Annotated in this window: 12 protein-coding genes and 1 tRNA gene; 7 read left to right on the forward strand and 6 right to left on the reverse strand. The window is 68.4% G+C overall.

Translation table 11 applies throughout. The features are described from left to right. Positions 1-25 precede the first annotated feature (25 nt). From FDZ84_RS12015 to FDZ84_RS12040, 6 genes are read right to left on the reverse strand one after another with little or no spacing between them, the layout of a single operon-like run. On the reverse strand, positions 26-1,345 hold the full coding sequence (locus FDZ84_RS12015) for a serine/threonine-protein kinase (protein ID WP_168585959.1): 1,320 nt from the start codon (positions 1,343-1,345) through the stop codon (positions 26-28). Positions 1,346-1,348: 3 nt separating this feature from the next. After that, on the reverse strand, positions 1,349-2,803 hold the full coding sequence (locus FDZ84_RS12020) for a penicillin-binding protein 2 (protein WP_168585960.1): 1,455 nt from the start codon (positions 2,801-2,803) through the stop codon (positions 1,349-1,351). Continuing rightward, on the reverse strand, positions 2,800-4,209 hold the full coding sequence (locus FDZ84_RS12025; protein WP_168585961.1) for an FtsW/RodA/SpoVE family cell cycle protein: 1,410 nt from the start codon (positions 4,207-4,209) through the stop codon (positions 2,800-2,802). Before FDZ84_RS12025 ends, FDZ84_RS12020 begins: the two co-directional genes overlap by 4 nt. Beyond that, on the reverse strand, positions 4,209-5,627 hold the full coding sequence (locus FDZ84_RS12030) for a PP2C family serine/threonine-protein phosphatase (protein WP_168585962.1): 1,419 nt from the start codon (positions 5,625-5,627) through the stop codon (positions 4,209-4,211). The genes FDZ84_RS12025 and FDZ84_RS12030 overlap by 1 nt, the downstream gene beginning before the upstream one ends. Continuing rightward, positions 5,624-6,088: an FHA domain-containing protein gene (locus tag FDZ84_RS12035; protein WP_168585963.1), complete on the reverse strand. Its 465-nt coding sequence runs from the start codon at positions 6,086-6,088 to the stop codon at positions 5,624-5,626. Before FDZ84_RS12035 ends, FDZ84_RS12030 begins: the two co-directional genes overlap by 4 nt. Positions 6,089-6,135: 47 nt before the next feature. Further along, a complete protein-coding gene (locus FDZ84_RS12040) occupies positions 6,136-7,539 on the reverse strand; it encodes a DUF3662 and FHA domain-containing protein (RefSeq protein WP_168585964.1) in 1,404 nt (467 codons plus the stop codon). A gap of 209 nt (positions 7,540-7,748) precedes the next feature. Here FDZ84_RS12040 and FDZ84_RS12045 point away from each other — a divergent pair. The 7 genes from FDZ84_RS12045 (at position 7,749) to FDZ84_RS12075 (ending at position 12,257) form a co-directional block, all read left to right on the forward strand. Next, positions 7,749-7,831 (forward strand) — tRNA-Leu (locus FDZ84_RS12045). A gap of 722 nt (positions 7,832-8,553) precedes the next feature. Next, the gene (locus FDZ84_RS12050) at positions 8,554-9,021 is read left to right on the forward strand and encodes a DUF1772 domain-containing protein (protein WP_210435523.1); all 468 of its coding nucleotides are present in this window, start codon (positions 8,554-8,556) and stop codon (positions 9,019-9,021) included. A gap of 39 nt (positions 9,022-9,060) precedes the next feature. Continuing rightward, positions 9,061-9,507 (forward strand): HD domain-containing protein, encoded by a 447-nt coding sequence (locus FDZ84_RS12055; protein ID WP_168585965.1) that lies wholly within the window; start codon positions 9,061-9,063, stop codon positions 9,505-9,507. A 39-nt stretch (positions 9,508-9,546) separates the two neighbouring features. Continuing rightward, positions 9,547-9,876 carry an alpha/beta fold hydrolase gene (locus FDZ84_RS40620; RefSeq protein ID WP_371812842.1) on the forward strand — a complete coding sequence of 110 codons (330 nt, stop codon included), beginning with the start codon at positions 9,547-9,549 and terminating at the stop codon, positions 9,874-9,876. Continuing rightward, on the forward strand, positions 9,873-10,304 hold the full coding sequence (locus FDZ84_RS40625; RefSeq protein WP_168585966.1) for an alpha/beta fold hydrolase: 432 nt from the start codon (positions 9,873-9,875) through the stop codon (positions 10,302-10,304). The genes FDZ84_RS40620 and FDZ84_RS40625 overlap by 4 nt, the downstream gene beginning before the upstream one ends. A gap of 233 nt (positions 10,305-10,537) precedes the next feature. Then, positions 10,538-11,326 carry an IclR family transcriptional regulator gene (locus FDZ84_RS12070; protein ID WP_168585967.1) on the forward strand — a complete coding sequence of 263 codons (789 nt, stop codon included), beginning with the start codon at positions 10,538-10,540 and terminating at the stop codon, positions 11,324-11,326. 298 nt (positions 11,327-11,624) lie between these two features. Then, positions 11,625-12,257: a hypothetical protein gene (locus tag FDZ84_RS12075; RefSeq protein ID WP_210435686.1), complete on the forward strand. Its 633-nt coding sequence runs from the start codon at positions 11,625-11,627 to the stop codon at positions 12,255-12,257. The last annotated feature ends 150 nt before the right edge of the window (positions 12,258-12,407 follow it).

The raw sequence follows: 12,407 nt of genomic DNA on the forward strand, positions 1-12,407 counted from the left end.
CCGATCCTTGTCAACGATCGTCCCATCATGCCGATTCGCCCTGTGCGGCCGGTGCCAGCAGGACGACCGGCGGCGGTCCCCCGAATTCCGTGTCCGGCCAACTCGCGGGGTCCGCCCCGATCAAGGGCGTGCGCCGTAGCGAAGTCTGGCCCAAAGCAGTTGCCGAATCCAGGTTGTGAGTTGTCACATGGCCGGATCCGGCCAATCCTTGGTCCCGGTTGACCACCCAGTAAGTGGTCACACCGACAGCGACCAGCAAGGCTACCGCGAGCACCGCGACGAGCACCCAGACGATGACCTTGTTCGTGCGAGGCGGGGACGGCACCTGTTGCGGTGGCAGCTGCGGGGCAGGCAGCTGTGGGGCAGGTGCCTGCGGCGGGATCAGCCCAGGCGGGTACGTGTTGCCCATCGGCGGCAGCTGCCCGGGCATCTGGTGCACCCCGGTGTTCGTCGGCACCAGCTGCTGCCGCTGCTGCGGCATGACCAGCGTGGACGGGGTGGGCAGCGGCATGCCCGCGCGCACGGCGGCGACGGCGTTGGCGAACTCGCCGCCGTCGGCGTAGCGGCGTCGCGGGTCCTTCGCCAGCGTCGCCTCGATCAGCGCCCGCACCCCCGGCGGCACGTCCGGCGGCAGCGGCGGCGGGATCTCCCGGATGTGCATCATCGCGACCGTGACCGCGTTCTCGGACAGGAACGGGCGGTGGCCCATCAGGCACTCGTAGCCGACCACGGCCAGCGAGTACACGTCGCTGGACGGCGTCGCGTCGTCGCCCAGGGCTTGCTCCGGCGCGATGTAGTGCGCGGTGCCCATCACCATTCCCGAGCGGGTCACCGGTGCCGCGTCGGCCGCCTTCGCGATGCCGAAGTCGGTCAGCTTCACCTTGCCCTCGGGCGTGATCAGGATGTTGCCCGGCTTGACGTCCCGGTGCACCAGGCCCCGCTCGTGCGCGGCCTGCAACGCCCGACCGGCCTGCTCCAGCATGTCCAGCGTGTGGTCGGTGTTGATGCGGCGCTCGCGGGCCAGGATCGCCGCCAGTGGCTCGCCCTCGACCAGCTCCATCACCAGGTACGCGGTGTCCTCCGGGCCGTCCGGGATGGCTGCGGTCTCGCCGTAGTCGTGCACCGCGGCGATGCCCGGGTGGTTCAGCGACGCGGTGGTCCGGGCCTCGGTGCGGAAGCGGTGCAGGAACTCGGCGTCACCGCACAGCTCCGCCTTGAGCACCTTTATCGCGACGGTCCGGTCCAGCCGGACGTCCACCGCCTGCCAAACCTCGCCCATCCCGCCGACGGCGATGCGCTGGCCGAGCCGGTATCGGTCGGCGAGTAACTGGCCGGAGGTCAGCACGGGTCAGCCACCCCCCTGCAGACCGGCCCGGATGACCTCCCGGCCGATCGGGGCGGCGATCGAGCCACCCGTGGCCTCGGTGCCCTCGTCACCACCGTTCTCCACGATCACCGCCACGGCGATGGTCGGGTTCTCAGCCGGCGCGAACGCGACGTACCAACCGTGCGGCTGGTCCTTGACGTCGCCGTGCTGGGCGGTACCGGTCTTCGAAGCGATCTCGATGCCGGAGATCTTGCCGCCGCCCTTGGTGTTCTTCTCCGACTGGATCATCATGTCGCGGATCATCCGCGCGACGCCCGGCGAGACGGCCTGGTTCATCTCCTCCGACTGGAAGGAGCTCAGCTCCGCCATGTCCGGCGACCGGGTGGCCTCGACCAGCTGCGGCTTCATCAGCTTGCCGTCGTTGGCGATGGCCGCGGCCATCATCGCGTTCTGCAGCGGCGTCACCCGCACGTCGCGCTGGCCGATCCCGCTCTGGTACAGCGACGGGGTGTCGGCCATCGGACCCAGGTCCGACTTGGCGACGTTCATCGGGATCGCCAGATCCTGCCCGAAGCCGAACGCGGCGGCGGTCTCGCGCATCTTCTCCGGGCCGACCTCACCGGCGATCTTGGCGAACGCGGTGTTGCACGAGTGCGCCAGCGCCTGCGTCAGGGTGTTGCCCGCGCAGGTCTTGCTGCCGTAGTTCGGCAGCTGGGTGTTGGTGCCGGGCAGCGTGATCGATGCGGCCGCCTCCACCTGGCTGTTCGGGTTGTACCCGTTCTGCAGCGCGGCGGCGGTGGTGATCAGCTTGAACGTCGAGCCCGGCGGATAGATCTCGGAGACAGCCCGGTTGGACATCGGCGCATCCGAGTTGTCGTTGAGCTTCTTCCACTCCGCGGCGGCGTCGTTGTTGTTCGTGGTGGCCAGCACGTTCGGGTCGTACGACGGCGCGTTGACCATCGCCAGGACCTTGCCGGTCTTCGGGTCGAGCGCCACCACGGAGCCGTGGAAGCCCTGCTTGGTCAGCTGCTCGTAGGCCACCTGCTGGATCGCCGGTTTGATGGTCAGCTCGACGCTGCCACCGCGCGGCTTGTTGCCGGTGATCATGTCGGAGAGCTGGCCGAAGGCCAAGCTGTCGTCGGTGCCGTTGAGGATCTTGTCCTCGGCGCGCTCGACCCCGTTGGATCCGTAGAAGAACGAGTAGAACCCGGTGACCGGGGCGTACAGTGGCCCGTTCGGGTAGGTGCGCTGGAACGCGTAGCGGTCGTGCTCGATAGGCATCGAGCTCGCCAGCGACTGGCCGCCGGCGATGATCTGCCCGCGCTCCCGCGAGTTCTCCTCGTACATCGTCCGCCTGTTGAGCGGGTGGTCACGCAACTCGTCGGCCTGGATGACCTGCACGTAGGTCGCGTTGCCCATCAGCAGCACGACCATCACCATCATCGCCAGCGCAACCCGGCGCAGCGGCTTGTTCATCGGGGACGCTCCACCAACTCGGTATGTGCCTCCGCGATCGGGGCCTGCTTGGGCTTCGGCTTTGCGGGCGCCTGCGGGCGACGCGCGGCGTCGGAGATCCGCAGCAGCAGCGCGACCAGCATGTAGTTGGCCAGCATCGAGGAACCGCCCGAGGCCAGGAACGGCGCGGTGAGACCGGTCATCGGGATCAGCCCGGTGGAACCGCCAGTGACCACGAACAGCTGCAGCGCCACGGTGAACGACAGACCGCCGGCGAACAGCTTGCCGAACGAGTCGCGCACCGCGAGCGCGCTGCGCAGCCCGCGCATCATCAGCAGCAGGTACAGCATCAGCAGCGCCATCAGCCCGGCCAAGCCGAGCTCTTCGGCCAGCGACGGGATGATGAAGTCGCTGAACGACAGCGGGGTCAGGTTGGGCATGCCCGCGCCCAGACCGGAACCGCCGATCCCGCCGTTGGCCATGCCGAACAGGCCGGACCGCAGCTGGTCGTTCGCAGTACCGTCGGCCAGCGGATCCAGCCAGGTGTTCACCCGGGCCTGGACGTGGTCGAACAGGTTGAACGCGATGATGCAGCCGAGCGCGAACATCGACAGACCCAGGAAGACCCACACCGCGCGCTCGGTGGCGATGTAGATCATCACCAGCACGATGCCGAAGAACAGCAGCGACGTGCCGAGGTCCTTCTCCAGCACGACGATGCCGATGGACAGGGCCCAGGCGGCGATCACCGGCATCAGGTCACGCGGGCGCGGCCAGTCGATGCCGAGGAACCGCTTGCCCGCAGTGGTGAACAGCTCCCGCTTGGACACCAGGAACGAGGCGAAGAAGACCAGCAGCAGGATCTTGGCGAACTCGTTCGGCTGGATGGACACGAAACCCAGGTTGATCCACAGCTTCGCGCCATTGACCTCGGAAATGCTCGAGGGCAACAGGCCGGGCAGCGCCAGCAAGGCCAAGCCGACAAACCCGCAGGTGTAGCTGTACTGCGCCAGTGTTCGGTGGTCCTTGACAAACACCAGGACCAGGATGAACAGCACCACGCCCGCCGTGGTGAACACGATCTGCTTCGGCGTGTACGGGGCTCCCACCACCGGTGCCAGGTCGAGCCGGTGGAGCATCACCAGGCCCATCCCGTTGATCAAGGACACCAGCGGCAGGATCAACGGGTCGGCGTACGGAGCCCACCGGCGGACGCCGAGGTGCGCCGCGCCGAAGAGCACCAGGAACGCCAAGCCGTAGAAGAACAGCTCCCGGGTAACGGTCTGCTCCTGGGAGACCTCCACCACGATCAGCGCGAACGTGACGATCACCGCCGAGCAAACCAGCATGAACAGCTCGGTGCCCCGCCGAGTGTCGACTCGGGGGGCCCCGCTGGCAGCTCCGGTCGTAACGGCCGGTTGCGCCATCAACTCACCATCCGGCAGGTCACGCCCGGCTGCTGCTCCTCCGTCTGCAGCGGGGTGGCGTCCGACGGCTGCTCGGGCTGCTGCTGGCCCTGCGACGGCGGCTGCGACGGCTGCTGGCTAGCCGGCGGCTGCTGTGCCGGGGGCTGCGCCGGCGGCGGCTGCTGTGCTGGCGGCGGCTTGGGCTTCTGGCATTCCGGCAGCAGCGCGGTCATCCGGAGCCGCCGCATCGCGTCGCGGGCCTCCTGCAGCCCGTTGACCTCGGCGATGCCGTTGCGAACGTCCGGTCGCTGCGCTTCCTGCAGGTCGACCACCTTGATCGGGGTGCAGTCCGGCGCGGAGTCCGGCGGGCAGGACGTTTCGACCTGCCAGTTCAGCGAGACACCCAGCACGCTTCCCTGCATTCCTTGGAAGATCACCACCTCATCGGCGCGGTTCGCGCCGATGTAGTACTGGTTGAGCACCCACCAACGCCCAACCAGCGCGACTCCGGCCAGCACGATGAGCACGCCGCACGTCACCAGCAGCGAACGCAGCCAGCGGCGCTTGCGCGGCTGCTCCGGTGGAGGTGAGGTGGGCTCGAAACGCTGCGGCTGCGGCCGCGGCATGGTCACCGCGGATGCGCGTGCCGCAGACGAATCGGGTTGCGGATGCTCATCGCCATTTCCCGCCGCGCCCCCGACGATCGGGGCGTCGTCGCCGAACTCGACGTCGACGACGTCGGCGATGATCACGGTGACGTTATCCGGACCACCGCCCTTGAGGGCGAGCTCGATCATCCGGTCCGCGCACTGCTGCGGGTCCGGGATGCGCAGCGCTTCCGCCATGGTCTCGGTGCTCACCGGGCCGGTCAGGCCGTCCGAGCAGAGCAGGTAGCGGTCGCCGGCCCGGGCTTCCCGGATCGCCAGGCTCGGTTCCACCTCGTGGCCGGTCAACGCGTGCAGCAGCAGCGAGCGCTGCGGGTGGTGCGCGGCCTCCTCCTCGGTGATCCGGCCTTCGTCGATCAGCGACTGCACGAAGGTGTCGTCGTGGGTTATCTGGGTCAGCTCGCCGTCGCGGACCAGATAGGCCCGGGAGTCGCCGATGTGCACCAAGCCCAGCTTGCTGCCTGCGAACAGCACAGCGGTGAGCGTGGTGCCCATCCCCTCCAGGTCCGGGTCGTTGGCCACCAGCTCGGCGATCGCGCCGTTGCCGGCCAGCACCGCACCGCGGAGCTGGCCGAGCAGGTCGTCGCTCGGCTCGTCGTCGTCCAACGGCGCCAACGCCGCGATGACGACCTTGCTGGCGACCTCACCGGCGGCATGTCCACCCATGCCGTCCGCGAGGGCGAGTAGTCGTGGGCCGGCATAGACCGAGTCCTGGTTGTTGGAGCGCACCAGGCCGCGGTCGCTGCGGGCTGCGTAGTGAAGGACGAGGGTCATGAGCGCAGCTCGATCACCGTCTTGCCGATTCTGATCGGAACGCCGAGCGGGACCTTGGTTGGCCCCGTGACCTTCGCCCGATCGAGGTATGTGCCGTTTGTGGAGCCTAGATCCTCCACGTACCAATCGGAGCCTCGAAGCGACAGTCTCGCGTGTCGTGTCGACGCGTAGTCGTCGTCGAGGACCAACGTGGAGTCATCGGCGCGACCGATCAGGATCGGCCGGCCGTCCAGGGAGATGCGCGTGCCGGCGAGAGCGCCGTGCGTCACCACCATCTGGCGTGGCGCCTTGCTCTTGCCCCGGGCCTGCTTGCCCGGTAGCCGACTCGCACCTGGCATCGGGACCCGCATCCCGGACGCCGAGTAAAGATCCGAGCGAACCACGCGAAGCGCAGCCAGCACGAACAACCAGAGCAGGGCGAGAAACCCTGCTCTGGTCAGCTGAATCACCAGCTCTGGCACTTGTTGTGAACGCTCCTACTCGTGTCTTGACGCGGGTTTCCGCGGTCTCAGGCCTGCTGAGCGCGGAAGACCAGGGACGAGTGGCCCACCCTGATCACGTCGCCGTCTGCCAACTGCCAAGTCTGCACCGGCGTGCCGTTCACCGTGGTGCCATTGGTCGAACCCAGATCGGCCAACATCGCGCTCTGGCCGTCCCAGGTGATCTCGATGTGCTTGCGCGAGACCCCGGTGTCCGGCAGGCGGAACTGCCCCTCCTGACCCCGGCCGATGATGTTCGAGCCGTGCTGCAGCGTGTACGACCGGTTCGAGCCGTCGTCGAGGTGCAGCGTCGCGGTCATCTGCCCGCGCGGGCCACCCGCGGCGAAGCCGCCGCTCTGCGGGAAGGCGCCGCCGGGCTGCTGGCCGTAGCCCTGGTCCGGGAAGCCACCGGACTGCGGGTACGCCCCACCCGGCTGCTGGCCGTAGCCGCCCTGGTCGTAACCGGCTTGCTGCGGCTGCTGGCCGTAACCCTGGTCGTAACCGGCGGGCTGGCCGTAGCCGCCCTGGTCGTAACCCGGCGGCTGTTGGCCGTAGCCGCCCTGGTCGTAACCGGCGGGCTGGCCGTAGCCGCCCTGGTCGTAGCCGGGCTGCTGCTGGCCGTAGCCGCCCTGGTCATAACCGGCTTGCTGCGGCTGCTGGCCGTAGCCGCCCTGGTCGTAACCCGGCTGCTGTTGGCCGTAGCCGCCCTGGTCATAACCGGGCTGCTGCTGGCCGTAGCCGCCCTGGTCATAACCGGCTTGCTGCGGCTGCTGGCCGTAGCCGCCCTGGTCATAACCGGCTTGCTGCGGCTGCTGGCCGTAGCCGCCCTGGTCGTAACCCGGCTGCTGCTGGCCGTAACCGCCCTGGTCATAACCAGGCTGCTGCGGCTGCTGGCCGTAGCCGTAGTTGGGGTCTTGGCCTTGGCCTTGGCCTTGGCCGTAACCCTGGTCGTAGCCGTACTGCCCCTGCTGGTTGTACGGATCTCCCTGGGGGTAGTGGCCTGGTGGCTGGCTCATGGGTCGGTCTCCTGCGGTACGCGGTTGTGCCGGCCGTCGAGTCACGTCGGGGTCGACGGTCGAGCTGATTCGAAACTGTCCCGTGTGCAGCGTTTCAGAGCGCTCCAGGGAGACTACGACGTCACCATATGTGTCCCACCCCTGTTCGGTGAGATGCTCCTGAACGCAGTCGGCGAGGAGGTCGGTCACCCGGGCCTCATCGTCGGTGAGCCGATCGTGATCGGACGGGCTCAGTTGCACAACGTAGTGGTTACAAGCGAGCAACCGTCCCCCGGCGAGCTCCCGGACCTGCAGCTCGGCTTCCCGCTGCAGAGCCTGGGCGACCTCCTGGGGGACGACCTTTCCGCCGAAAACGCGCGCAAAGCCGTTACCGACAATGCCTTCGAGTCGGCGCTCAAAGCGCTGCACGAGGCCCACGGCAAAATCCCTCCACGCGTACGACTCCTGGCGACCATCGTATCTGGGCCAACGGGCCGAGACACCGCCCTGTTCCCAACTCGCCCAACCCCCCGCCGAACCCCCTCGTCAGCCGTGCTAATCTTCTCCCGCCAACAGGGCAGCGGGCGCGAAAGCGACCCCGATGCCAAGGGCCGGAAGAGAGCAAGATAAGCTTCCAGTCAAGCCACGGGCGAGTGGCGGAATGGCAGACGCGCACGGTTCAGGTCCGTGTGTCCGAAAGGACGTGAGGGTTCAACTCCCTCCTCGCCCACTCGGAAGGGCCCTCCCGGCTCATGCTTCGCCGGGAGGGCCCTTCCTTATTATTCTGCGGGGGCCGAGCCCCCGCAGACCCCTACGGCGCGGTGGTCGTTTCTCTCGGGCTCCTTGCCTTCTCGGGCGTTCCCGGCCTGCTCACTGACCAGCCTCCGTTCGTTTCCCTGGTTTTGCTGACGGGGGCGGTTGTGTGGCTGTGTTTTCCCTGGTCTGGTCGTGCGGGTTGGTTGTTGCTGGTCGCGAGGGCTCTTCCTTATTATTTTGCGGGGGCCGAGCCCCCGCAGACCCCTACGGCGCGGTGGTCGTTTCTCTCGGGCTCCTTGCCTTCTCGGGCGTTCCCGGCCTGCTCACTGACCAGCCTCCGTTCGTTTCCCTGGTTTTGCTGACGGGGGCGGGTTGGTTGTTGCTGGTGGCGTGCTTCCGCTGGGCTGGGCTGGGCTTGTTGGCTGGTTGTGGTTTGTGTCTCGATTCGGGGCGTTCTCCTTTGCTTCGGCCGGTTTCTTGTCAGGGCACTCGGGGGCTTGTGAGTTATGTCCCGTCGTTCTTGGGTCTTTGGTTGTGGTGAAGGTCGCCTTCGGCGTTCGGGGGCCGGCTGTTCCTCGGGTTCTCTTCAGCGGTCAGCGAACAGGTTTGGTTGCGGTTTGGGTGTTTCGGGGTTTCCGCTGGGTTGGTGTGGTTGGTTTCTCGTGGTTCGCGCGAATCTCGTGGGAGGGCTGGCTGGTGGTCGTCGCTGTCTTGGTCGCCGGTGTTGTCGCCGCCGGGTTGATGGCGGGGTTGTTCGCCGGGTTCGGGTACGCCGTCATGCCCGGGCTTCGGGGCGTTGCGGACCGGGCCTTCGTAGATGTGATGCAGCGCATCAATGTGGCCATCGTCAACTGGTTGTTCTTGTCGCTGTTCCTCGGCGGGTTGGTCGTCAGCGGGTTGGGCGCCGCGCTGCTGTGGTTCGGCGGTGGGGCCGGCACGGGGTGGGGCGCTGCCGGGATCTTGCTCTACCTGGCGATGTTCGTCGTCACCGCTGCCGTGAACGTGCCGTTGAACAACGAGCTCGCCGCCGGCGAAGGTGCCGGCCCCGCCGCTGCGCGCGCTCGGTTCGAGGTGCGTTGGGTGCGGTGGAACCTGGTTCGGGCATTCGCTGCTACCGGCTCCTTCGGTTGTCTCCTAGCGGCGTTGGTCGTCGAGGTGCTCTGACCCGGGTCCTCGGTGGTCGCGGGGTTGTACGGTTTCGTCGTGGGTGGTCGGGTTCTGGGGCTTGACGAGGTTGCTTCTCTTGCCGCTCGGGCTCATGGTGGGCAGGTCGACAAGGCCGGTCGGCCCTACGTCGAGCACCTGGCCGCCGTTGCCGCCGGGGTGCAGGCCAGGGGTGGGAGTGAGGCCCAGGTCGCCGCTGCTTGGTTGCACGATGCCGTCGAGGACGGGGCCGTTTCCGAGGCTTGGTTGTCGGGGGCTCCGCTCCCGTCGGAGACCAAGGCCATCGTGCTGGCCGTGACCAAGCGGGCCGGTGAAGAACCCGCCGACTACGCCGCCCGGATCTTGGGGACGCCGGGCGCGCTGCTGGTGAAAGCGGCCGACCTGGCGCACAACGCCGACCCCGCGCGGTTGGCCGTGCTGGACGAAGCGACGCGGGAGCGGCTCACCAGGAAGTACGCGCGGATGCGCGCACTGCTGGGACTGTGAGCCGGTCGGCCGACGACGGAGGGGTTTCGGCGTGACTCGGTGGGAACAACTCGGCTTGGAGTGGCGGGAGACCGCCATGCCGACGCTCCGGTCCTGGTGCTGTCCAACGCCCTCGGCTGCACCTGGGAGATGTGGGATCCGCAACTCGACGCCCTCAACAGCGCTTATCGCGTGCTCCGGTACAACCAGCGCGGGCACGGCCAATCGCCGGTGCTTCCCGGCCCGTACACCCTGGCCGACCTCGGTGCGGACGTGCTCGCGTTGCTGGACCACCTGGAGGTTCCGCGGGCCTCGTTCATGGGCTCCTCGCTCGGCGGGATGATCGGGTTGTGGCTGGGGGTGCATGCCGGCGAGGCATCGAAGGGTTGACCATCTGCTGCAGTTCCGCCTGGTTGGGGCAGGAGCAGGTCGAGCTCGACCGGGCCGCCGCGGCTCGGGAGCACGGGACCAACGAGTTGGTCTCGCCGACCATCGAGCGCTGGTTCACCCCGTACTTCCGCGAGTGGCACGCCGAAACCGCCGTCTACTCCGCGATGATCGCCAGCACCGACGACGAGGCGTACGCGCTGTGCTCGGAGCTGATCGGCCGTGTTGACCTGCGAGCCGACCTGCCCGCCATCACCGCGCCGACGCTGGTCGTCGCCGGGGCCGACGATCCCGCCACGCCGCCGGAGCACGGCGCCGCGATCGTCGACGGGATCGACGCCAACGCCCGGCTGGAAGTGCTGCCGCACGCCGCCCACCTGGCCAACGTCGAGCAGGCGGAGGCGTTCACCGCGCTCCTCGGACTCGATTGAGCCAAATTTCGTGATCACCATCACTTCTCGCTGCGGAATCGCGAACGGGGCTGCCGTCCCCGACAGATCAGACCTCGATGATCGGCTTCTCGGTCTTGGCGACAGCCGCGGACTGTGCTGGGCTTGAGCCATCGTTCGGGTGAACACTGGAGTCAGTGCGGGCGGCACCGGAGTCCGCTCGGGCCGGGTGACCGGGATCCCGCGGTCTCGGACCGCGTGCACGGGAGGAAGCGATGGCGGGCAACAGCCGGGATCCTGGCCGGTCGGTCACTGCGCGAGCGCTCAGCGTCCTCACCGCCTTCGACATCGAACACGCCCGGCTCACCCTCACCGCCATCGCCCGCCGCGCGGAGATCCCGCTGGCCACCGCGCACCGGCTGGTCCGCGAGCTGGAGATGTGGGGCGCCCTGGAGCGCGACGGCGAAGGCCGCTACACGATCGGCCTGCGGCTGTGGGAGATCGGGCTGCTGGCGCCGGTGAACAGCCGACTCCGCGAGATCGCCCTGCCGTTCATGCAGGACCTGTGCCAGAGCACCCACGACAACGTCCACCTAGCGGTACGCGACGGGATGGAGGTCGTTTACGTCGAGAAGCTCACCTCGCCGCGCGCCGTGTCGATCATCTCGCGCATCGGCGGCCGCCTGCCGCTGCACTCGACCAGCGTCGGCAAGGTGCTCTTGGCGCACGCCCCGAGCGTGGTGATGCACCAGTACTGCGAGCGCGGGCTGTCCCGGTTCACCGCGTATACCATCACCGAACCCGGTCGCCTGGGGCGCGAGCTGCAGACCGTGCGCAGTCGCGGCTTCGCGCAGGCCAACGAGGAGATGACGCTCGGTAACTGCTCCGTCGCGGTGCCGGTGCATGACGCCGACGGAGTAGTCGTCGCGGCGCTCGGGGTAGTGGCGCACAGCGTTCGCGCCGAGGTCTCGAAGCTGGTGAAGCCGCTGCTGCCTGCCGCGGAAGCGATCCGCCAGCGGCTCGTCGAGCAGGATCGGGCCAACCTCGACCTGCTGTCGCACTGACGTCCCGCCCGCCGCCCGGCGGGCGGTCGTTTTGCGAAGGTGGCGAAATTCGGTTCTGCCGGTTGGGGAAACCTGAACGCCATGTGCCGTACCGGTTCACCTGAATGGCGGCATCGCTGGGCTGAAGTCCCGATGTCATTCATCGACCAGTCACCGACCGATGCCCGCCGCCGGTCGCAGGAACCCTGTTGAGCAGCGCAATACCAGCTCCGAGCTGTTTAAGTCAGCAGTGGCCCCGTTGTCGGTGGCCGCGGAGTGCAAGCGCAGTGCATGAGGGAGGCGGAACGCCGTGACCGGAATGCCGGGACGTGCCTGGACCGAGGATGAGCTCCGAGCCTGCTCGACGACGCAGCTCCGGTCCCCGCTGGGGCTCGCGGCCTCCATGGGTCGGCTCGCCGAGCGGACGGTGGACACGTTGGGGTGGGCGGGCAGCGTGCTGCCACCCGTGAAGCTGCTCGGTCGGCAGATCATCGCGACCGCCGAGCTGCTCCCCGACGCGCATGCCGAGCGGCTGTGCTTCGGTAGCGGGCCGGTGCTGGACCGAGCCGAGATCGCCACCTGGGTGTGGCCCGAGATGGACGGGCGGGTGCCGCCGCCCGCCGCCCGGATCACCGGTGTGCTCGCCCCGGCCCGGCACTGGCGCAGCGCGTTGACCGCCGTGGTGCCGTTCGCCCGGTTCGTCAGCTCCGCGATCGTGGTGCCGCGCAACGTGGCCGTGGCCCCCGACTTCGCTTCCGCCTGCCTGATCCGCGCCCGCCAGTTCGGCATCGCGGTGCTCAGCGCCAACGGCGACGACGTGCAGGTGGAGCTGGTCGGGCGGTGCTTCGACGACGCGCCGCCGGTGGAGCACACCGCGGTGTCCCGCTGGGTGAACGAGGTCGTCTACCAGCAGCTGCTCGCGACGGAGGCCCCCGCCCCGTCCCGCAGCTGACCCGCGAGCCAGCCCCTGGGGTCTGGTCGTGAGTGCGTAATCGTGCGCGCACTCGACTACGCACTCACGACCGACGGCTTGGCAGCCGCGTCACGGGGGGAACCGCAGCGGCGGCCCGCCCCAGTTGTCCACAGGATGTGGCTAGTTGTC

Source organism: Saccharopolyspora sp. ASAGF58, assembly GCF_012277335.1.
Taxonomy (GTDB): domain Bacteria; phylum Actinomycetota; class Actinomycetes; order Mycobacteriales; family Pseudonocardiaceae; genus Saccharopolyspora; species Saccharopolyspora hattusasensis.

Excerpts from the sequence above, each read along its gene's own strand:
- FDZ84_RS12030 (WP_168585962.1), bottom strand. The coding sequence starts at position 5,627 with ATGACCCTCGTCCTTCACTACGCAGCCCGCAGCGACCGCGGCCTGGTG.
- FDZ84_RS12025 (WP_168585961.1), bottom strand. The coding sequence starts at position 4,209 with ATGGCGCAACCGGCCGTTACGACCGGAGCTGCCAGCGGGGCCCCCCGA.
- FDZ84_RS12070 (WP_168585967.1), top strand. The coding sequence starts at position 10,538 with ATGGCGGGCAACAGCCGGGATCCTGGCCGGTCGGTCACTGCGCGAGCG.
- FDZ84_RS12020 (WP_168585960.1), bottom strand. The coding sequence starts at position 2,803 with ATGAACAAGCCGCTGCGCCGGGTTGCGCTGGCGATGATGGTGATGGTC.
- FDZ84_RS12075 (WP_210435686.1), top strand. The coding sequence starts at position 11,625 with ATGCCGGGACGTGCCTGGACCGAGGATGAGCTCCGAGCCTGCTCGACG.